The 20,263-nt window shown below is 59.2% G+C and carries 23 protein-coding genes; 19 read left to right on the top strand and 4 right to left on the bottom strand.

From position 1 onward, the window contains the following. Window positions 1–57: 57 nt before the first annotated feature. The 3 genes from cobA to PL597_RS22935 all read left to right on the top strand — a co-directional run bounded on the left by cobA (window position 58) and on the right by PL597_RS22935 (window position 3,632). Complete coding sequence (gene cobA / locus PL597_RS22945) at window positions 58–846, top strand: uroporphyrinogen-III C-methyltransferase (RefSeq protein ID WP_271366302.1); 789 nt, start codon at window positions 58–60, stop codon at window positions 844–846. Next, window positions 843–2,159 carry a cobyrinate a,c-diamide synthase gene (locus tag PL597_RS22940; protein WP_271366300.1) on the top strand — a complete coding sequence of 439 codons (1,317 nt, stop codon included), beginning with the start codon at window positions 843–845 and terminating at the stop codon, window positions 2,157–2,159. Before cobA ends, PL597_RS22940 begins: the two co-directional genes overlap by 4 nt. A gap of 222 nt (window positions 2,160–2,381) precedes the next feature. Beyond that, window positions 2,382–3,632, top strand: a complete 1,251-nt coding sequence (locus PL597_RS22935; RefSeq protein ID WP_271366299.1) for a cytochrome-c peroxidase — start codon at window positions 2,382–2,384, stop codon at window positions 3,630–3,632. Here the strand turns inward: PL597_RS22935 and leuB are convergent. The 3 genes from leuB to PL597_RS22920 form a co-directional block, all read right to left on the bottom strand. Beyond that, the gene (gene leuB, locus PL597_RS22930; RefSeq protein WP_271366297.1) at window positions 3,613–4,725 is read right to left on the bottom strand and encodes a 3-isopropylmalate dehydrogenase; all 1,113 of its coding nucleotides are present in this window, start codon (window positions 4,723–4,725) and stop codon (window positions 3,613–3,615) included. The genes PL597_RS22935 and leuB overlap by 20 nt on opposite strands. Before the next feature lie 222 nt (window positions 4,726–4,947). Then, window positions 4,948–5,553 carry a 3-isopropylmalate dehydratase small subunit gene (gene leuD, locus PL597_RS22925; protein WP_271366296.1) on the bottom strand — a complete coding sequence of 202 codons (606 nt, stop codon included), beginning with the start codon at window positions 5,551–5,553 and terminating at the stop codon, window positions 4,948–4,950. A 165-nt stretch (window positions 5,554–5,718) separates the two neighbouring features. Then, window positions 5,719–5,949 carry a hypothetical protein gene (locus PL597_RS22920; protein ID WP_137412341.1) on the bottom strand — a complete coding sequence of 77 codons (231 nt, stop codon included), beginning with the start codon at window positions 5,947–5,949 and terminating at the stop codon, window positions 5,719–5,721. A 109-nt stretch (window positions 5,950–6,058) separates the two neighbouring features. Here PL597_RS22920 and PL597_RS22915 point away from each other — a divergent pair, with 109 nt between their 5' ends. Next, window positions 6,059–6,970, top strand: coding sequence for an HpcH/HpaI aldolase/citrate lyase family protein (locus PL597_RS22915; protein WP_271366295.1), 912 nt, complete (start codon window positions 6,059–6,061; stop codon window positions 6,968–6,970). After that, window positions 6,967–7,173: a DUF1737 domain-containing protein gene (locus PL597_RS22910; RefSeq protein WP_063951515.1), complete on the top strand. Its 207-nt coding sequence runs from the start codon at window positions 6,967–6,969 to the stop codon at window positions 7,171–7,173. Before PL597_RS22915 ends, PL597_RS22910 begins: the two co-directional genes overlap by 4 nt. An 18-nt stretch (window positions 7,174–7,191) precedes the next feature. Here the strand turns inward: PL597_RS22910 and PL597_RS22905 are convergent, their stop codons facing one another. After that, a complete protein-coding gene (locus PL597_RS22905; RefSeq protein WP_003492693.1) occupies window positions 7,192–7,632 on the bottom strand; it encodes a metallopeptidase family protein in 441 nt (146 codons plus the stop codon). A 329-nt stretch (window positions 7,633–7,961) separates the two neighbouring features. On the opposite strand from PL597_RS22905, the gene rplU reads away from it, so the two are divergent. From rplU to PL597_RS22835, 14 genes are all read left to right on the top strand, one after another. Then, window positions 7,962–8,276, top strand: coding sequence for a 50S ribosomal protein L21 (rplU, locus tag PL597_RS22900; RefSeq protein WP_003492690.1), 315 nt, complete (start codon window positions 7,962–7,964; stop codon window positions 8,274–8,276). Between the two features lie 40 nt (window positions 8,277–8,316). After that, window positions 8,317–8,586 carry a 50S ribosomal protein L27 gene (gene rpmA / locus PL597_RS22895; RefSeq protein WP_003492686.1) on the top strand — a complete coding sequence of 90 codons (270 nt, stop codon included), beginning with the start codon at window positions 8,317–8,319 and terminating at the stop codon, window positions 8,584–8,586. A gap of 131 nt (window positions 8,587–8,717) precedes the next feature. Continuing rightward, entirely contained in the window at window positions 8,718–9,350 is a 633-nt protein-coding gene (locus PL597_RS22890; RefSeq protein ID WP_077983637.1) for a GNAT family N-acetyltransferase, read from the top strand. After that, a complete protein-coding gene (locus PL597_RS22885; RefSeq protein WP_271366294.1) occupies window positions 9,347–9,940 on the top strand; it encodes a GNAT family N-acetyltransferase in 594 nt (197 codons plus the stop codon). The genes PL597_RS22890 and PL597_RS22885 overlap by 4 nt, the downstream gene beginning before the upstream one ends. 168 nt (window positions 9,941–10,108) lie before the next feature. Further along, window positions 10,109–11,179: a GTPase ObgE gene (obgE, locus tag PL597_RS22880; protein ID WP_077983635.1), complete on the top strand. Its 1,071-nt coding sequence runs from the start codon at window positions 10,109–10,111 to the stop codon at window positions 11,177–11,179. Further along, window positions 11,176–12,345: a glutamate 5-kinase gene (gene proB, locus PL597_RS22875; protein WP_271366293.1), complete on the top strand. Its 1,170-nt coding sequence runs from the start codon at window positions 11,176–11,178 to the stop codon at window positions 12,343–12,345. The genes obgE and proB overlap by 4 nt, the downstream gene beginning before the upstream one ends. Continuing rightward, window positions 12,338–13,624, top strand: a complete 1,287-nt coding sequence (locus PL597_RS22870) for a glutamate-5-semialdehyde dehydrogenase (RefSeq protein ID WP_269824791.1) — start codon at window positions 12,338–12,340, stop codon at window positions 13,622–13,624. The genes proB and PL597_RS22870 overlap by 8 nt, the downstream gene beginning before the upstream one ends. A 42-nt stretch (window positions 13,625–13,666) precedes the next feature. Further along, window positions 13,667–14,251: a nicotinate-nucleotide adenylyltransferase gene (locus tag PL597_RS22865; RefSeq protein ID WP_416172503.1), complete on the top strand. Its 585-nt coding sequence runs from the start codon at window positions 13,667–13,669 to the stop codon at window positions 14,249–14,251. Between the two features lie 113 nt (window positions 14,252–14,364). Beyond that, complete coding sequence (gene rsfS / locus PL597_RS22860; protein ID WP_271366313.1) at window positions 14,365–14,808, top strand: ribosome silencing factor; 444 nt, start codon at window positions 14,365–14,367, stop codon at window positions 14,806–14,808. Between the two features lie 159 nt (window positions 14,809–14,967). Beyond that, on the top strand, window positions 14,968–15,450 hold the full coding sequence (gene rlmH / locus PL597_RS22855; RefSeq protein WP_035265250.1) for a 23S rRNA (pseudouridine(1915)-N(3))-methyltransferase RlmH: 483 nt from the start codon (window positions 14,968–14,970) through the stop codon (window positions 15,448–15,450). A gap of 159 nt (window positions 15,451–15,609) precedes the next feature. Beyond that, window positions 15,610–17,007, top strand: coding sequence for a murein hydrolase activator EnvC family protein (locus PL597_RS22850; RefSeq protein WP_271366290.1), 1,398 nt, complete (start codon window positions 15,610–15,612; stop codon window positions 17,005–17,007). Beyond that, window positions 16,997–18,325, top strand: coding sequence for a S41 family peptidase (locus tag PL597_RS22845; RefSeq protein ID WP_077983630.1), 1,329 nt, complete (start codon window positions 16,997–16,999; stop codon window positions 18,323–18,325). The genes PL597_RS22850 and PL597_RS22845 overlap by 11 nt, the downstream gene beginning before the upstream one ends. Before the next feature lie 58 nt (window positions 18,326–18,383). Further along, window positions 18,384–19,583 (top strand): divergent polysaccharide deacetylase family protein, encoded by a 1,200-nt coding sequence (locus PL597_RS22840; RefSeq protein WP_271366289.1) that lies wholly within the window; start codon window positions 18,384–18,386, stop codon window positions 19,581–19,583. A gap of 46 nt (window positions 19,584–19,629) precedes the next feature. Next, on the top strand, window positions 19,630–20,142 hold the full coding sequence (locus tag PL597_RS22835; RefSeq protein ID WP_077983628.1) for an RNA pyrophosphohydrolase: 513 nt from the start codon (window positions 19,630–19,632) through the stop codon (window positions 20,140–20,142). Window positions 20,143–20,263: the final 121 nt, after the last annotated feature.

Raw genomic sequence — 20,263 nt, 5'->3', positions numbered from 1 at the left:
ATGAATTTCTATAGCCGGGACGGCTTTTTCCGTCATCGTTAAAAAGCAGCCAAAAAAATGTCGATACCTCAGATTTTAAACAGCATCGCCGCAAAAGGTCCGGTCTTTGAGGCCGGTCACGTCTGGCTCGCGGGGGCCGGGCCGGGCGACGTGCGTTATCTGACGCTGGAAGTGGCGCTCGCGCTGTCTCAGGCCGATATCATCGTGCGCGATGCGCTGGTGAGCGACGATGTCGTTGCGCTTGGTCCGCAGGCAGAGATTGTTTTTGCGGGCAAAAGGGGCGGCAAGCCCTCCGCAACGCAGGATGACATTACCGCTTCGCTGATCGATTTCGCCGGCCAAGGCAAAAAGGTGCTGCGGCTGAAGGGCGGTGATCCCTTTATCTTCGGGCGTGGCGGGGAAGAGGCAGAGGCGCTTGTCCATGCTGGTATTCCGTTTCGCATATTGCCGGGCATGACCTCGTCGTTCACCGCGCTTGCTTCCGCCCGCATCCCCGCCACCATGCGTGGCATCAGCCGCGCCGTAACGCTGGCCACGGGCCACGCGGCGGGCACCGAAGAGGATCTTGACTGGCTGGCGCTGGCGAAAACACGCGAACCCATCGTCGTTTACATGGGGCTGAAGAACATCGGCACGATCGCCGGTCTTTTGATGCAGGGCGGCCGTTCCGGCGAAACGCCGGTCGCCGTCATCACGTCTGCGACGACGGCGCAGGAGCGGATTTTCATCGGCATTTTGGAAAGTATAGCTGACGATGCAATCAGGCAAAATTTCGAAGCGCCGGCTTTAATTGTTATCGGCGAGATTGTATCGATGCGGGCGCGACTTGGAGTTTCCGGCTCATGACAGCGCGGGCGATCATTATCGGCGCGCCGCGCTCGGGCTCCGGCAAGACCAGCGTGACTATCGGCCTGCTCCGGGCCTTTGCTCGACGGGGTATCAAGGTGCGCGGCATCAAGACGGGGCCGGATTATATCGATCCCGGTTTCCATGCCTTCGCCACCGGCACATCAGGCCTTAATCTGGATAGCTGGGCCATGCGGCCGGACTTGCTGCGGCATCTGTTTTCGCAGCAGGCCGATGGCGCGGAACTTGTTCTGATCGAAAGCGCCATGGGGCTGTTCGACGGTATTCCGGTTGCGGAAAATCGCACGGGTTCGGCGGCGGATCTGGCGCGGCTGTTCGGTATTCCCGTGTTGCTGGTGCTGGATGTCTCCGGCCAGTCGCAGACGGCTGCTGCCGTCGCCCATGGTTTTGCCCACTACGATCCGGCCGTTACCATGGCGGCGGTGGTGCTGAATAGGGCGGGCAGTGAAAGACACCGGACGCTGTGCACGGAAGCCATCGAAAAAATCGGCCTTCCCGTTGCCGGCTGCATGTTGCGTGATCCTTCGCTCATCCTGCCCGAACGGCATCTGGGGCTGGTGCAGGCCAGCGAACATCCCGAAATCGATGCGCATATCGAACGGCTGGCGGATGTGATGGAAAAATCCATCGATCTAGACGCCCTGCTTTCTCTCGCCGCGCCGGTGAATGTGCCTTCTGGCTCTGTAGATACGGCGATTGCACCGCCCGGCCAGCGCATTGCGCTGGCGGAGGATGCGGCGTTCACTTTCCTTTATCCGCATCTCAGGAAGCATTGGCAGGCAGCCGGGGCCGAGATAGTGCCCTTCTCGCCGCTCGCGGATGAGGCGCCTGACGAAAGCTGCGATATCTGCTGGCTGCCGGGCGGATATCCCGAGCTTTTCGCCGGAAAACTTGCGGATGCGGCTGGTTTCAAGACAGGCCTTGCCCGCTTTGCTGCGACAAAACCTGTTCATGGCGAGTGCGGCGGCTACATGGTGCTCGGCGAGGCGCTGGAAGATGCGGATGGTGTGACCCATGCCATGACCGGACTTCTGTCGCATGCCACCAGCTTTGCGACGCGCAAGATGAATCTCGGCTATCGGCAGGCGACAATCGCGGCAAGCGGACCGCTCGGCACGGCGCGGGATGTTCTGCGCGGCCATGAATTCCATTATGCGCGGGTTACCGATCCCGGCCGCGATGAGCCCTTCGCCCAGATTGCTGACGGGCAGGGTCGTCCGCTCGGGCCATCGGGCGGCCGGAGAGGTCTTGTCTCGGGGACTTTTTTCCACGCCATCGCCAAAGGCGGTTGATCGTTTCCGGGTGTTGTCCGTGGACCTGCGGCAAAGTGGACAAAGCTGCGAAAGTTTGTAGGCTTGGCCCACAGGAAAGTGCTATAGATTTCTTTATAGGGCATGGAAGAGCGGAGGTGTCTGCCGTGATCCATGTTCGGTGAAGCGCAGCCGGATCGAAAGCCGCTTCATACGTCCCGGTCCGAACCTGCCCTCGCGCATTTATATCGAGCGTGCCTATCGATGATGAAACCCGGATTTTTTGTCTCCGCTGCTTTTGCCGCATCCATTCTGCTGGCCCTCTTGGGCACCGGTGTCGATGGTATGGCTGCCCACGGCGGTGAAGATTACGCAACGCTGGAAAAGCTCGGTGCGGCGCTATTCGACGATCCCAACCTTTCGATGAACCGCACCATGGCCTGTTCCACTTGCCATATGCAGGCTGCCGGTTTTTCCGATGCGCGAGAGAGCGATAAGGTCGGGCGGGACGTATCTGTCGGCGACGATGGGATTTCGCTGGGCGACCGCAACGCGCCCACTGCAGCTTATGCTAGGTTTACGCCGCCCTTCGGCAGGAATGCGGCGGGAGAGTATGTCGGCGGGCAGTTCTGGGATGGCCGCGCCTCCCTGCTTGAAGATCAGGCGGGCGGTCCGCCGCTCAATCCCCTCGAAATGGGCATGCCGGACAAGGCCTCGGTCGTCAAACGGCTCAGGGAAAACCCGGATTATGTCGCGGCTTTCGGCACGCAGTTCGGCAAGGATGTTTTTGAGAGCGACGAGATCGCCTATGCCGCAATGACCAAAGCGCTTGCGAGCTTCGAGCGCTCGGACGAGTTCTCCACCTTCGATTCCAAATATGACCGCTTCCTTCGCGGCGAGGAGAAGCTGACCGATCAGGAAGAGTTGGGTCGGGTCCTGATCTCCTCGACGCAATTCACCAATTGCAATACATGCCATGAAATCCGTGGCGCCAAGGGTCTGGAAGACGGCCTCTTCACCAACCACAAATATTTCAACATCGGCGTTCCCGCCAATACGTCGGTCCGGGCTGCAAACGGCTCCAAACCGGGCGCGGTTGATCTGGGACTGGCGCAAAATCCCGAAGTTGCCGGCGATGCCTCCCAGCGTGGCAAGTTCAAGGTGCCAACGCTGCGCAATGTCGCCGTCACCGGTCCTTACATGCATAATGGCGTGTTCAAGGATTTGCGCACGGTGGTGCTGTTTTACGTGAAATATAAAAGCAAGAAGCCGAGCCGCCAGATCAATCCGGAAACGGGCAAGACGTGGGATGCGCCGGAAGTGCCTGAAAATATCGCCATGGCGGAACTGACATCCGCGCCGGCGCTGGACGACAAGCGTGTGGACGCCATCGTCGCCTTTCTGAAGACTCTGACTGACAAAAGATATGAGCATCTTTTGCCGAAGGAAGATGGGCAGACGAACGCGCCGACTGCCCAGCCGGATTCGTCAGGCGTTACGCCGAAAGCGCCTTGAATTCGGCAAGAACCGCGTCGCCCATTTCGGAGGTACCGACCTGGCGGCTGCCCTCCGCCATGATGTCGGCGGTGCGGATGCCCTTGTCGAGCACGTTTGCGATCGCTGTTTCGAGCTTCGTTGCCTCATCCACCATGTTGAACGAATAACGCAGGCACATGGCGAAGGACGCGATCATGGCGATGGGGTTCGCGATGCCCTTGCCGGCAATGTCAGGGGCCGAGCCGTGGACCGGCTCATACATGGCCTTGCGCTTGCCGGTCTTGGCGTCAGGCGCGCCGAGCGAAGCGGACGGCAGCATGCCGAGCGAGCCGGTGAGCATGGCGGCGACGTCAGAGAGCATGTCGCCGAAGAGGTTGTCGGTGACGATCACGTCGAACTGCTTGGGCTTGCGCACCAGCTGCATGCCGCCGGCATCCGCCAGCATATGCTCCAGCTGAACGTCCTTGTACTTGGCGGCGTGGGTTTCGGTGACCACCTGGTTCCACAACACGCCGGATTTCATGACGTTGCGCTTTTCCATCGAGCAGACGCGGTTATCGCGGGTGCGGGCCAGTTCGAAGGCGACGCTGGCGATACGCTCGATCTCGAAAGTGTCGTAGATCTGCGTGTCGATGCCGCGCTTCTGGCCATTGCCGAGATCGATGATCTGCTTCGGCTCACCGAAATAGACGCCGCCGGTCAGTTCGCGGACGATGAGGATATCGAGACCCTCGACCAGTTCCGGCTTCAGCGAGGAGGCGGCGGCGAGCGCCGGATAGCAGATGGCAGGGCGCAGGTTGGCGAATAGTTCGAGGTACTTGCGCAGGCGCAGCAGACCCGCTTCCGGGCGATGCTCATAGGGAACGCCGTCCCACTTCGGGCCGCCAACGGCACCGAACAGGATTGCATCGGCGGCAAGCGCCTTTTCCATGTCCGCATCGGAAATCGCCACGCCATGCGCGTCGTAAGCGGAACCGCCGACGAGGCCTTCCGAAACGGTGAAACCGGCATTGTGCGCGCTGTTCATATATTCGATCAGCTTGCGGACCTCAGCCATGGCTTCGGGGCCGATACCGTCACCGGGCAGCAGGAAAAGCGAACGGACTGTCATGAGAACCCTCCTTGGGCGGCGCGCCGGAAAACATCCTGAAGGGTTTTCGATTGCGGCGAGCGCGGCGTCAAACTCGTTTCCGTCCTGCACATGAGAAGTCGTATCGCGGCCGGACGGGATCGGAGGCTTCTTATCTCCGCCTCAGGGGCTTTTCAAGCAAAGCAAAAGCCGATCCGGTACGGTTTGGTACGGGATCGGCTTTTTTGAAGAGCGGAAATGTGGTCAGGCCCAGGGGCGGACCGAGGCGTTTGCCTTTTCGAACGTGTCAATGGCACCGGCATGTTCCAGAGTCAGGCCGATATCGTCGAGACCGTTCAGCATGCAGTGCCGCTTGAATTCGTCGATCTCGAAACTGATCGTACCGCCATCGGGGCCGCTGATTTCCTGGCGCTCCAGATCGATGGAGAGAACGGCGTTCGAGCCGCGCGAGGCGTCGTCCAGCAGCTTTTCGAGGTTCTCGGGGCTGACGACGACAGGCAGGATGCCGTTCTTGAAACAGTTATTGTAGAAGATATCGGCGAAGCTAGTGGAGATCACGCAGCGGATGCCGAAATCGAGAAGCGCCCATGGCGCATGTTCGCGTGACGAGCCGCAGCCGAAATTGTCACCGGCAACGAGAATCTGAGCGTTCTGGTAGGCGGGCTTGTTCAGCACAAACTCGGGATTGGGCGAACCGTCTTCGAGGTAACGGGATTCAGCGAAAAGCCCCTTGCCGAGACCGGTGCGCTTGATGGTTTTCAGATAATCTTTCGGAATGATCATGTCGGTGTCGATATTGACGACCGGCATGGGCGCGGCGACGCCCGTCAGCTTGGTGAATTTTTCCATCTGTCGCTTCCCGTGTTTCCCTTGAACAAAAATCCGGCACTGACAAAAGCCTGCCGGATATTTTCTCTGGGGAAATACTGCAAAACCAGGCGCTTTAGAAGCGCAAATCCGCATTCTTCGGTACGCCCGTTGGGCGTTGTCGCATCCTGACCGGATTACACGATCTCAGAGATCGATGATTGTGCCCTTGCCGTCGTTCCAGACGCGCATGTCGCGCTGGTTGCGGGTCTTGACCGGAATGGGAGCTGGCTTCAGGCGCGCCGACAAAATTCGGGCTGCACTGAGAACGGCGAGTACGCCGATGAAAGCCACCGTGAGCGACGCCGTGAAAAGAGCCGCCATGGCCAAAATTGCGATACCGGAGGCGGCGATGAAAAATGAACGGATGCCTTGCATGATTCAACCTTTCTTTCCAGACGAATGTGGGCCTTCTTCTTCCGGCTTGCAAGAGGATTCAGTGGATTGTCAGCTTGCAGATGTCACAAAAGCTTGACACAAGTGCGGCATGGTCAGTTTTTCAGAAAATATTCTTGCAAGACCCCGCCGTTCCATCCTTTCGGTGCCAGCGATCAACGAACGTGCGCTGGCGAAAATTCCGGCGCTCGACTGTGACGGCTTCATCCTCGATCTCGAGGATTCCGTTGCTCCCGGGATGAAGGGGAAGGCGCGGGATAATCTTGAAAAGCTGTTCTCCGAGCGATCTTTCGGTCTTCGGGAAGCCATTATCCGCATCAATCCGCTTTCGACACCGGATGGAAAAGCGGATTTGCAGCTTGTCCTTTCCTGCAAGCCGGATTCGGTGCTGCTGCCCAAGGTGGAGCAGCCTGCTGCCATCCATGATCTGGCAGATCTTCTGTCCGAGGCCGATGCGCCTGAGGCGCTGAAAATCTGGGCGATGATCGAGACGCCGCTTGGTGTGCTGAACGCCGCGTCAATCGCTGATGCCGCACATACGCCGGATTCGCGGCTTGCTGCCTTTGTTATCGGTCTTAACGATCTGCGTAAGGAAACCCGGGTTCCAGACGCGACCGGACGCACTTATCTCGTTCCCTGGATGATGCAGGTCGTGCTTGCCGCACGCGCCTATGGTCTTGATGTCATCGACAGCGTGTCGAATGATTTTCGCGACATCGCCGCTTTCGAGGCGGAATGTGCCCAGGGGCGGGCGATGGGATTCGACGGCAAGATGCTGATCCATCCGGCCCAGATTGAAGCTGCAAATCGCCATTTCGGTCCGGACGAGGCGGCAGTAAGCGACGCACGCGAGATCATTGCCGCTTTCGCAGGGCCCGAATCTGTGGAATTGAACGTCATCAACATGAATGGACGCATGATCGAGCGGCTGCATGTGGCGGAAGCCGAGAGGCTGGTCGCCATGGCCGATATCATCGCGGCAAGAAAGGAAAAAGAGACGTGAAGGTCTATCGTTTCATCACCGGTCCCGACGACGCCAAATTTTGTCATCGCGTTACCGAAGCTCTGAACAAGGGCTGGGAACTGGCGGGTTCGCCAAGCTACGCCTTTAACGCTGCAGCCGGCGTCATGCATTGCGGACAGGCCGTGACCAAGGTCGTCGAGGGCAAGGAATACCATCCAGACATGAAGCTCGGCGAGCAATAGCTGCGGCAGCCGCCCCGATCAGCGTTCGGCGGCGGCCTCGTCGGCGCTTTCTTCAATCCGCTCCATGTCGTCGTCCGACAGGCCGAAATGGTGGCCGATTTCGTGAATGAGGACATGGGTGATGATATCGCCCAGCGTCTCCTCGTTCTCGGCCCAATAATCGAGAATGGGGCGGCGATAAAGCGTGATGCGGTTCACCATCTCGCCCGTTTCCATCGTGAAACGTTCGGAGATGCCGCGACCCTCGAACAATCCGAGAAGATCGAAGGGCGTTTCGAGCGCCATGTCCTCGAACACATCGTCGGTCGGAAAATCCGCGATCTCGATGATGAGATCCTTGGTCAGTGCGCGAAATTCTTCCGGCAGGTGGCCATATGCCTCGATCGCCAGCGACTCAAAGGCGGAAAGTGTCGGCGCGTGGCGGTCCCGCCAATCGTCGGTCTGGTCTATGCGGGCCATTTCTGCTCCTTGTTGGAAGGCCCATATAAACACTTGCTGAACAAATTTCGAGACCTGACTGCCGCACCTGCCGAAAAAGCATGAAATTCTTGGCGTTACAGTTACTTTTCAGGCCGTCTTCATCTTGACATAAACCGGCGTCTCGCGTAATCGGCACCCAAATTGATGGCGTAGTGCGCCTTCTGTTTATGCCGCCTTTCAAATGGCGGTTTCACCGGCAGACATTCAAAGGGGCATCAGCCCTGACGGATTTCCGCTACTCCGACTGATAAAAAGACGGCCAGCTTGCATTTGCGGGCAGAGCCGGAACGAACATGAAAGGATAAAAAATGTTCGCAGTCATCAAGACCGGCGGTAAGCAGTACCGCGTAGCGGCCGACGCCGTGCTGACCATCGAAAAGCTGGAAGCAGAGGCAGGCGCAACTGTAGAATTCACCGAAGTTCTCGTGGTCGGCGAAGGTGCCGACGCCAAGTTCGGTGCTCCCTTCGTCAAGGGTGCCATCGTCAAGGCTGAAGTTGTCGAACACAACCGCGGCAAGAAGGTCATCGCCTTCAAGAAGCGTCGTCGTCAGAACTCCAAGCGTTCGCGCGGCCATCGTCAGCATCACACTGTCGTCCGCATCACGGACATCGTTGCTGCCTGATCGGCGCGACACGGGAAACAAGGTTTAAAGGAGAACTCCAATGGCACACAAAAAAGCTGGCGGTTCCTCGCGTAACGGTCGCGATTCCGAATCCAAGCGCCTTGGCGTAAAGAAGTTCGGCGGCGAAGCTGTCATTCCAGGCAACATTATTCTGCGCCAGCGCGGCACGCAGTGGCATCCGGGCGCCAATGTTGGCATCGGCAAGGACCACACGATTTTCGCACTGACCGCAGGTAACGTGAACTTCCGTACGAAGGCCAATGGCCGCGTATTCGTATCCGTGGCCCCGAAAGCGGAAGCCGCAGAATAAGCCGGTAAGCGTCATATGCAGCCGGTGTCCCATCGACCCGGCTGAGACGTATCAGGTTCAGTCAAGAAAACAGGGGAGATGGGGCACCACCCAACTCCCCTTTTTCTTTAACCTCATGGATGGACTGAACCATGCAAGCTGAATTGTTGAGGGTTGACCAATCACGGTCACCCGAAGAGCGGCCGAGGCCCGATCGGTCGAGGAGCGATTGCCCCGTTTTACTGTCGCAGAGGCTGGTCTTACGCAAGCCTCACGAAGAAGACATCGACGCCCTTGCCCATCTTGCCAACAATGCCAATATCGCGACCATGGTGTCGCGTATGCCGCACCCTTACACGGCCAAAGACGCCGCGGACTTCGTGCGACGCTCCAAAGCTGGCGAGATTGGCAAGTGCGTCTATGCGATTACCCGCATGGACAATGGCGAGTTTCTGGGCTGCTGCGCGCTCGAACCCCAGGAAGACGAAAAGACGCTGGAGATCGGTTACTGGCTGGGGGAACCCTACTGGAACCACGGTTACATGACCGAAGCGGCGCATGCGCTGATCGACATGGCCTTCCGCACCCGTGAAATCGACCAGATCGACGCCCGTTGCCGGGTCACCAACATTGGCTCGCGCCGCGTCATCCAGAAATGCGGTTTCCAGTTCCAGGGTTCCGGCATGGTCGGTTCGCTGGCGCTTGGCGGCATGGTGCCGGTGGAATGGTACAGGCTGGACCGCAAGACCTGGGTTTCGCTGAAGAGCTGGGGGGACATGGGATGAGTGCGCTCGAACTGACCCGACGACGGACTGCCGTGACGGTGGCTCCGCCCGGCCCCTGCCCCGTCATCGAGACGCGGCGTCTGGTGCTGCGACCGCAACGGCTTTCCGATGCCGGCAGCATTGCGGAATCGCTTGGCGATTTCGCCGTGACGAAGATGCTGGCCCGCGTTCCCGCGCCGTACCACAAGCAGGATGCGCTGGAATGGTTGGTGTTGCGGACGTCCGGCACGCTGCCCGACTGGGATTTCGCCATTACCTGCGGCGACGATACTCTGATCGGTGTCGTCTCGGTGGAATTGCGGCATGGCGAGTGGCACCTCGGTTACTGGCTGAACCGCTTCTATTGGGACAAGGGTTACATGACCGAGGCGGTGGCCGGTGTGGTGGAGCGGTTCTTCCGCCGCATGCCGGGGGTGACCCTTCATTCCGGTGTGTTTGCGGATAACCCCGCTTCGCTACGCGTGCAGGAAAAACTCGGCTTCCGGGTGACCGGTTGCCACCAGATATACGCCACGGCGCGCGCCGCCATGGTGGCACATATTGGTACGATGATTACGGCTGAGGATTTTATTCAGCCGCATCGTACCTGAGGAGTATTGCAAGGCCGGTTTGATCCAAACCGGTCTTGTCTCGCGCATGGGCTTCCCGCACGATAGTCTTTGACCTCGTGAAGAAGCGCTTGTATTCGAAACGACGATATTTTTGTTCGACGCAACGGCAAGATTGTTGCGTCCGCAAACCGATAGAACGGCAGTCCGATGAAATTTCTCGATGAAGCAAAAGTCTATATCAAGTCCGGTGACGGCGGCGCGGGCGCGGTTTCCTTCCGGCGCGAAAAATTCATCGAGTTCGGCGGCCCTGACGGCGGCGATGGCGGACGCGGCGGCGATGTCTGGGTTGAGGTGGTCAACGGCCTCAACACGCTGATCGACTTCCGCTTTCAGCAGCATTTCAAGGCCTCTATCGGACAGCACGGCATGGGTAAGACCCGCACCGGTGCCAAGGGCGCAGATGTGGTGCTGAGGGTGCCGGTCGGTACGCAGATCTTCGAGGAAGACAATGAGACGCTGATCGTCGATCTGACGAAAGAAGGCCAACGCTTTCGTCTTGCCGCCGGCGGCAATGGCGGTTTCGGCAATGCCTATTTCAAGTCGTCCACCAATCAGGCTCCCACCCATGCCAATCCCGGCCTCGCAGGCGAGGAAAAGACAGTTTGGCTTCGCCTGAAACTGATCGCCGATGCCGGTCTCGTCGGTCTGCCCAATGCGGGTAAATCCACGTTCCTTGCGACGGTCACCCGTGCGCGGCCGAAGATCGCCAACTATCCCTTCACCACTCTTCACCCAAACTTGGGCGTCGCGACCATCGATGGCCGCGAATTCGTGCTGGCCGATATTCCGGGCCTCATCGAGGGCGCGCATGAGGGTGTGGGCATCGGTGACCGTTTCCTCGGCCATGTGGAGCGTACCCGCGTGCTTCTCCACCTCGTCTCTGCACAGGAAGAAAAGGTCGGCAAGGCCTATAAGACGGTCAAGGCTGAGCTGGACGCCTATGGCGGCGGGCTGACTGACAAGCCGGAAATCGTGGCGCTGTCGCAGATCGACGTGCTGGATGAAAAAGAGCTGAAAAAGAAGGCCAAGGAACTGGAGAAGGCCTGCGGCCGTCCCCCGCTCCTTCTCTCCGCTGCCGCCCATATCGGGATGACGGAAGCGCTGCGCGCCCTTCGCGATATTATTGTGTCGGCGAGCAATGGCGGCGAAACCGCTCTGCCGGACCGGTCGATGCCGCATGAGGACAGCGAGGCCGAGGAAGAGGACGACCGCCTATGAGCCTGACGCGCAAGCCGCTGGCGAGCCATCACCGGATCGTCATCAAGATTGGGTCGGCGCTTCTGGTGGATCGGAAGACCGGTCTCAAAAAAGATTGGCTCGACGCCATTTGCGAGGATATCGCCGCGCTGAAGAAAAATGGCGCAGATGTGCAGGTTGTGTCGTCGGGCGCCATCGCGCTTGGCCGCACCGTGCTTGGCCTGCCCTCCGGTGCATTGAAGCTGGAAGAAAGCCAGGCGGCGGCGGCTGTCGGCCAGATTGCGCTGGCGCGGGCATGGTCGGAAAGCCTGTCGCGGCATGAGATCGTTGCCGGTCAGATTCTTTTGACGCTTTCCGATACTGAAGAGCGTCGCCGTTATCTCAATGCGCGTGCCACCATCAACCAGTTGCTGAAGATCGGCGCCATCCCGATCATCAATGAAAACGACACGGTTGCGACCACCGAAATTCGTTATGGCGACAATGACCGTCTGGCGGCGCGTGTGGCGACCATGACGGGTGCCGATCTTCTGGTGCTATTGTCGGATATTGACGGGCTCTATACGGCACCCCCGCATCTCGATCCCGATGCGAAATTTCTCGAGACGATTGCCGATATCACGCCCGAAATCGAAGCCATGGCGGGTGGCGCGGCATCCGAGCTTTCACGCGGCGGCATGCGCACCAAGATCGACGCGGGCAAGATCGCGACAGCTGCCGGGTGCGGCATGATCATCGCTTCGGGCAAGACGCTCAATCCGCTGAAGGCCATTGAAAATGGCGCGCGCTCCTCATGGTTTGCGCCTTCGGGCACGCCGGTGACGGCGCGCAAGACCTGGATTGCCGGGCAGTTGCAGCCGGCCGGTGAAATCCATGTGGATGCCGGCGCGGAAAAGGCGCTTTATGCCGGCAAAAGCCTGCTTCCGGCGGGTGTGCGACTGGTGAAGGGCAATTTCGGCCGTGGTGATGCAATCGCCATTATCGGTGCGGAGGGCCGTGAAGTCGCTCGTGGTCTTGCGGGTTACGATGCAGAGGAAGCGCGCCTCATCATCGGCCACAAGTCCAACGAAATCGAGGCGATCCTCGGTTATGTCGGGCGAGCGGCCATGATTCATCGTGACGATCTGGTCATGACGGGCGCTGCCGTCAAAGTTAAAAATGCAGAGAAGGATGAGGTCCATGCCTGAACAGGCCGTGAAGCAAAGCCATGATATTGACGCGCTGATGATCACCATCGGCGCTCAGGCGAAAGCTGCTTCGCGACCGTTGTCCATTGCCGGCGCAGACCAGAAGAACCGCGCGCTGCTTGCCATGGCCTCCGCCATCGAGGCATCCAGAGATGCGATCCTTGCCGCCAACAGGAAAGATTTGGCTGCGGCGGAAAGCGCAGGCCTTGCCGCTTCCTTCGTGGACAGGTTGACCCTCAACGATGCAAGGATCGCCGGTATTGCCGAAGGCATCCGTTCGGTTGCGGCGCTGCCCGATCCAGTCGGTGAAGTCATCGCCGCCTGGGATCGTCCCAATGGGCTGAAGATCGAGCGCGTGCGCACGCCGCTCGGCGTCATCGGCGTGATCTACGAAAGCCGTCCGAATGTGACGGCGGATGCCGGCGCATTGTGCCTTAAGGCGGGCAATGCCGTCATCCTGCGCGGCGGCTCGGATTCGCAACATTCATCGCGTGCTATCCATGCCTGCCTCGTGGAAGGGCTGAAGATCGCCGGTCTTCCCGAGCATGCCATTCAGCTGGTGCCGGTGACTGACCGCGCCGCTGTCGGCGCGCTTTTGAGCGGATTGAACGGCACGGTTGACGTTATCGTGCCGCGCGGCGGCAAAAGTCTCGTGGCGCGGGTACAGTCGGAAGCCCGTGTGCCGGTCTTTGCCCATCTGGAAGGTATTTGTCATGTCTACATCGACAAATCCGCCGATCTCGACATGGCAAAACGTATCGTCGTCAATGCCAAGATGCGCCGCACCGGCATTTGCGGCGCGGCAGAGACATTGCTGGTGGACGCCGCTGCCATTTCCACGCATCTTACGCCGCTCGTCAAAGCCCTGATCGAAGCTGGCTGCGAAGTGCGCGGTTCGCAGGCCGTTCGCGATGTGGTGGCGGGTCTTACACCGGCAACGGAAGAGGACTGGCGCACCGAATATCTCGATGCGATCATTTCGGTCGCCGTGGTGGAGGGTATTTCGGGCGCGATCGAGCATATAGGCACCTATTCGTCCAACCACACCGAGGCTGTGATCGCTGAGGACCCTGAGGTGGTCGCGCGGTTCTTCAACGAACTCGATTCGGCCATTCTGCTGCATAATGCCTCCACGCAGTTTGCCGATGGCGGCGAATTCGGCATGGGTGCGGAAATTGGTATCGCCACCGGTAAGATGCATGCACGCGGTCCTGTCGGCGTCGAGCAGCTCACATCGTTCAAATACCGTGTGCATGGCACCGGCCAGACACGGACGTGATATTTGCCGGCCGATAAGCGCCTCGACAGACGTTATCTCACCATGCCGCATGTGGAGCGCGGCATGGTCGTTGGCCTGTTCGGTGGTTCTTTCAATCCGCCGCATGCGGGTCACGCGCTTGTGGCCGAGATTGCGCTGCGCAGGCTCGGTCTCGATCAACTCTGGTGGATCGTCACACCGGGCAACCCGCTGAAAAGCCGCTCGGAGCTGGCATCTCTGGAAGATCGCATCGCCGCTTGCGAAAAGCTGATCCACGATCCGCGCATCAAGGTCACGGCCTTCGAAAAATCACTGGGGATGAGCTATACGGCCAATACGCTCGCCAAGGTGAAGGCGAAAAATCCGCATGTCCGTTTTGTCTGGATCATGGGAGCGGACAATCTGAAAAGCTTCCATCGCTGGCAGAAATGGCGACGGATCGCCGAGACATTCCCGATTGCCGTGATTGATCGGCCAGGCTCCACGCTCTCTTATCTCTCCTCCACCATGGCGCAGGCCTTCAGCCATGCACGGGTGGATGAGGACGATGCCGGCGTTTTGTGGAAAAAAGCGGCGCCTGCCTGGGTTTTCATTCATGGGCCGCGTTCGACGCTCAGCTCCACGGCGTTGCGTAGCGGTCGTAAATGACGACTTCGATCACAAATGATGTATGTGCCGGGTGTGGATGGCTCCATATCTTGAAAAGTTAATGCTTTGATGCCACCTTTATTGTGTGACGCAGAGAATCGCGTCGCCAGTACCTGTTTTGTCATTCTTGGAAAGGAAAACCTCTGACAACAGTACACGCCAAGGGAAGAGCATTTGTTGCTATCCCGAAGGGCCAGGACAGTGGCGCCGATGCCGCCGGCCATGCCCTCGAAACCGTCCTCGCGAGCCTCGAGGACTCCAAGGCTGAAGATATCGTTTCTCTCAACATTGCCGGAAAATCGGCGCTTGCGGACTACATGGTCGTGGTCTCCGGGCGGTCGAACAGGCATGTTTCGGCGATTTGCGAGCATCTTCTGAAGGACATGAAGGATGAAGGGTTCGGAAACGCCCGCGTCGAAGGTCTCGAGACTGGAGACTGGATGCTGATCGATACTGGCGACATCATCGTTCACGTCTTCCGTCCGGAAATCCGCGCTTTCTACAACATTGAAAAAATGTGGGCGACGCCGGACATGCCGGAAGAGACGCTGCATTGATGCGGTGAGCCTTTGAGCGAGTGCATCGCTTCTGCCGAAGATCATGCCTGACTTCGGAAACGGCGCCTCTGGCCGGAAATCAGACCGGCCACATAGGAATCCGCAGGCTATGCTGTTAAGAGCGTGACCCTGTTGGGGCACGACGAATGCAGGTTTGCGATGCGGATTTCAATTTTTGCGGTGGGACGGCTGAAATCCGGCCCCGAAAAGGATCTTGCGGCCCGTTATATCGAGCGCCTGGCAAAGACCGGCCCGGCGATCGGGCTGGAGTTTTCGCGGGTGATCGAGGTTGCGGAAAGCCGGGCATCGAATGCTGAGACCCGCAAGCGCGAAGAAGCCGCGATGCTGGAAAAACATCTGGCAGACGGTGCCGCCCTCGTCTTGCTGGACGAGCGCGGAAAGGCGCTGGACAGTCCCGCCTTTGCTTCGTTTTTTGGCGATTTGCGCGATAGCGGCAAGCGTGACCTCGTGATCGCCATCGGCGGGGCAGACGGGCTCGATCCTGCACTTTACGACAAGGCGACGGCCGTTCTCAATCTCGGCAAGCTGACATGGCCGCATCAGATCGTTCGTATCCTGATTGCCGAACAGCTTTACCGCGCCGTCACGATTCTCTCCGGTCATCCTTATCATCGCGTTTGATCGGATTTCGATTCGGATAAATGTCTCAATTTCAACATGAAGCTCCCCGACACCGCTGATAGCGCACGGCTTTGCCGGCGGCCTTTCCAGGGCCTCTTGGAAGATCGCGGCAAAATCCCTAATATTGGCGCTTCTGCTTCGGCATCAAAGAAAGTTCACATGGACAACAGGCCTCAACGAAAACGGCACGCTGCCCTTGCGGGCGCGGTTATTGCTGCTTTCGTGATGGGGATCGGTCCAACCCATTCGCGGGACGATGCGGGCGCGGTTCCGGCCGCAGGCGATGATACGTCGCCGGATGCGCTACAGACGCTGGAGAAGCGCCGCGACCAGAACCGGCAGGATCTGGAGGAACTGGTCGACAGCATCGGTCTTTCGGAAGACAAGACAAGGAAGCTTGAGGAAAGTATCGCTTCCCTCAATCAGGACAGCGCACGCATTCGGGAAGAGTTGATCGCATCGGCCGCCCGGCGCAAGGCGCTGGAAGCCAAGATCAGCGACGGCGAAGATCGTCTGGCCAAGCTTTCGGTGCGCGAGGACGGCGTCAAGGCGTCGCTTCGGGAAAGACGCGGCGTGCTGGCGGAGGTTCTGGCGGCCCTGCAGCGCATGGGCAGAAACCCGCCGCCCGCCCTTCTCGTCTCGCCGGAGGATGCGCTTGCGTCCGTGCGAAGCGCCATTCTTCTCGGCGCCGTCGTGCCCGGCATTCGCGGTGAAACCGACAAGCTGGTCGCCGCTCTCAAAGAATTGACCGATGTCCGGCAGGCAATCGCTCGCGAAAAGGACGATCTTACGGGTATGATGACGGCAAGTCTGGAAGAGGAAAAACGCCTCGACCTGCTGATTGCCGAAAACGATCGCAAGAACACCCAGACGGCGGCGGAGCTGGAGGCGGAACGCAAGCGATCTGAGGAGCTTGCAAGCAAGGCGACGAGTCTTGAGGGGCTGGTCAGTTCGCTTGAAGGCGAGATTACCTCGGTGCGTGAGGCGATGGAAAAGGCGCGGGCGGAAGAGCAGCGCCTGGCCCGTCTTTCGGAGGCGGAACGCGAAAAGGAACGGGCCGCGGCCGAGGCTGGAATGCCCGATAAAAACCGTATTGCGCCCGCATATCCCTTCGCGAGTTTGAAGGGAAAGCTGGAGCTGCCGGTTACCGGCGATGTGCTGCGGCGCTTCGGCGATGCGGATGGAACGGGCCACTTTTCCAAGGGAATTGTTGTCGCGAGCGGACCGGAAGCGATCGTGACGGCGCCTGCAGACGGCTTCGTGGTGTTTGCCGGAGATTTTCGCAGTTATGGCCGGATGATCATCCTCAATACGGGCAATGGATATCATGTGGTGATGACGGGCATGGACAATGTGAGGACGCGGCAGGGAATGTTCGTGTTCTCCGGAGAGCCCATCGCCTCCATGGGTGCAAAAAGAGTAGCAAGTGCAGCAGCATTGGCGCTGGAAACCGACAGGCCAACGCTCTACATTGAGTTCAGGAAAGATGGTGTGCCGGTTGATTCCCAACCATGGTGGACCGCAAAAAAGACCGGAAGGGCGCACAATGATTCGTAAGGTTTCGCTTCTCCTTATCGGTGGGCTTATGGGCGCCACGGCGATGAGCGTGATTTATTCGGCGAGCATGCCGGCACAGGCGGCCGGGCCTTCGACCTATAAGGAACTGTCGATTTTTGGCGACGTGTTCGAGCGCGTCCGCGCACAATATGTGACGCCGCCGGATGACGAGAAGCTGGTTGAAAACGCAATCAACGGCATGTTGAGCTCGCTCGATCCGCATTCTAGCTTCATGAATGCCAAGGATGCCAACGACATGCGCACCCAGACCAAGGGTGAATTCGGCGGCCTCGGCATCGAAGTGACCATGGAGAACGAGCTCGTCAAGGTCATCACGCCGATCGACGATACGCCGGCTTCCCGCGCAGGCATCCTGGCCGGCGACTTCATTTCGGAAATCGACGGTACGCCGGTTCGTGGTCTGAAGCTGGAACAGGCGGTCGAAAAGATGCGCGGCGCGGTCAAGACGCCAATCAAGCTGACGATCATCCGTCAAGGCGCCGACAAGCCGCTCGAATTCACCGTTATGCGCGATGTCATTGCCGTTCGGGCCGTCAAGTCCCGTGTAGAGGGCGACAATGTCGGTTATCTGCGCGTCATCTCCTTTACCGAGAAGACCTATGACGACCTCGAAAAGGCGATCAAGAAGATCAAGGCTGAAGTGCCGGCCGACAAGCTGAAGGGCTATGTTCTCGACCTGCGCCTCAACCCGGGTGGTCTGCTCGATCAGGCGATCAATGTTTCCGATGCGTTCCTCGAGCGCGGCGAAGTCGTTTCGACCCGTGGCCGTAATCCCGATGAGACGCGTCGCTTCAATGCGACAGCAGGCGATCTGACCGATGGCAAGCCGGTGATCGTGCTCGTCAACGGCGGTTCGGCTTCGGCTTCGGAAATCGTCGCGGGTGCGCTGCAGGATTTGCGTCGCGCAACCGTGGTCGGTACGCGCTCCTTCGGTAAGGGCTCGGTTCAGACGATCATTCCGCTCGGCGAGGCAGGTGCGCTGCGCCTGACCACGGCGCTTTATTACACGCCGTCGGGTAAATCGATCCAGGGTACGGGCATTGAGCCTGACATCAAGGTGGAGCAGCCATTGCCGCCTGAGCTGCAGGGCAAGGTGACCACCGAAGGTGAATCCGGTCTTTCAGGCCACATCAAGGGACAGAGCGAAACCGATGAAGGTTCGGGTTCCTCCGCTTATGTTCCGCCGGAAGCCAAGGACGACATCCAGCTCAACTATGCTCTGGACCTGTTGCGCGGCACCAAGACGGATCCGTCTTTCCCGCCAAATCCGGAAAAGGCTGTGGTCAACAAGCAGTAAGATAGTTCGCCGGTCAGCCGGCGCATTGTCTTGCCCAACCGTTTGGACGGATCGTTCATTGCCTTCGGACCTGCGAAAACCGCTTCTGGGCCGTCAGAAAAAAAGCGTCGGTATCAACCGGCGCTTTTCCGTCATTGTGGCTTTGTCGGTGCTTGCGGTTTCCTCAGTCGGCGGCTTGTCCGTCTATACGGCGCTTTCGCCCGGCAATTTGCAGAAGACGGCGAGCGGCCCGGAGGCACAGCGTCAGCTTGCCGAAAAAAAACCTGAAATCGCACCGGCCGATGTAATGGCTCCCGGCGATGCCGCCGGTCTCCAGCCGCAAGGCGGTCGCTCGGGCGCCAAGATCAGTCGCGAGACGATGCCTGATGGCAATGTCGTATCGGTTTACTCTCCCCGCTCGCGTGAGGGTGAAGGGCCGGTGCTGATGAGCGGCCAAACCTATGGCCAGGATCCGCGCATGGCGATGCGACCCAATGAGGAACTGCTGGAAGAAACCGCATTCGGAAAATTACCGGTCATCGGCGCGGACGGTTTGCGGCCGATGGAGCAATATGCACGGCCTTGGTCTGGCGCACGCGGCACCCGGGTGGCGATTGTGGTCGGCGGGCTCGGTCTCAGCCAGACGGGGTCGCAAAAAGCGATCCGCGAGCTGCCGCCGGAGGTGACGCTCGGCTTTGCCGCCAGCGGCAACAGCTTGCAGCGCTGGATGCAGGAAGCGCGCCGCCAGGGGCATGAAATCCTTCTGCAGATACCGCTTGAGCCTTTCGGTTATCCAGGCAACAATCCCGGCCCTGACACGCTGCTGGCGGGTGATCCCGCCAAGGTCAACATCGACCGGCTGCATCGCTCCATGGCGAAGATCACCAATTACACCGGCGTCATGAATTATCTCGGCGGGCGTTTCCTTGCCGAGCAGGCGGCGCTGGAGCCTGTCATGCGTGACATTGGCAAGCGTGGCCTGCTGTTTCTGGATGATGGCTCTTCAGCGCAATCGCTGAGTGGCGGTATTGCCAAGGCGATTTCCGCCCCACAGGGTTTTGCCGATATTCTGCTTGATGGCGAAGTCACCGAAGCTGCCATTCTACGCAAGCTGGATGAACTGGAGCGAATTGCACGGCGTAACGGCCAGGCGATCGGCGTAGCTTCGGCTTTTGATGAAAGCGTTGCGGCGATCTCGAAATGGTCACGTGAGGCTGGCGGGCGCGGCATCGAGATTGTCGGTGTTTCTGCGCTTGTTTCCGGGCAGGCAGGGCAGTAAACCTTGCGTGCGGCCATTTCTGGCGCTCAGACAGTGCGGGTTTCCCATGACAATCAAAGCAGAAGATTTGCCTTACCGTCCCTGTGCGGGAATTATGGTTCTGAACGCCGAGGGCCTTGTCTGGGCCGGCAGGCGCATCAAGGAAGGCAATTCTGAATATGACGGCTCACCGCATCTGTGGCAAATGCCGCAGGGCGGCATCGATGATGGTGAGCGGCCTTTGACGGCCGCGATTCGCGAACTCTACGAAGAAACAGGCATGAAAACGGTGAGCCTGCTTGCGGAGGCGAGCGACTGGATTCACTATGACCTGCCACCCGAACTGATCGGTATCGGTCTCAGGGGCAAATATCGCGGGCAAGCGCAGCGCTGGTTTGCGTTCCGTTTCGAAGGCGACGAAAGCGAGATCCAGATCGATCCGCCGCCGACCGGACATACGGCTGAATTCGACGCATGGGCCTGGAAGCCGATGGAAAGCCTGCCGGAACTCATCGTACCGTTCAAGCGTGCGGTATACGAACAGGTTGTGGCGGAGTTCCAGCACCTTTCGGGCAAATAAAAAAGGCGGCCTTGGCCGCCTTCAGACTGCTGACAAACCCCTGGCGTGAGCTGGGGGTTTATGATTCATTGGGACATGTTGAAGAAACCTGCTCCTGAACAGACCGCTCTCGAGATGGTGA

This window comes from Agrobacterium sp. ST15.13.013 (assembly GCF_027956525.1).
GTDB classification, from domain to species: domain Bacteria; phylum Pseudomonadota; class Alphaproteobacteria; order Rhizobiales; family Rhizobiaceae; genus Agrobacterium; species Agrobacterium salinitolerans.
Note: the sequence above shows the minus strand (reverse complement) of the source record. Positions and strands in the feature narration are given on the sequence as shown.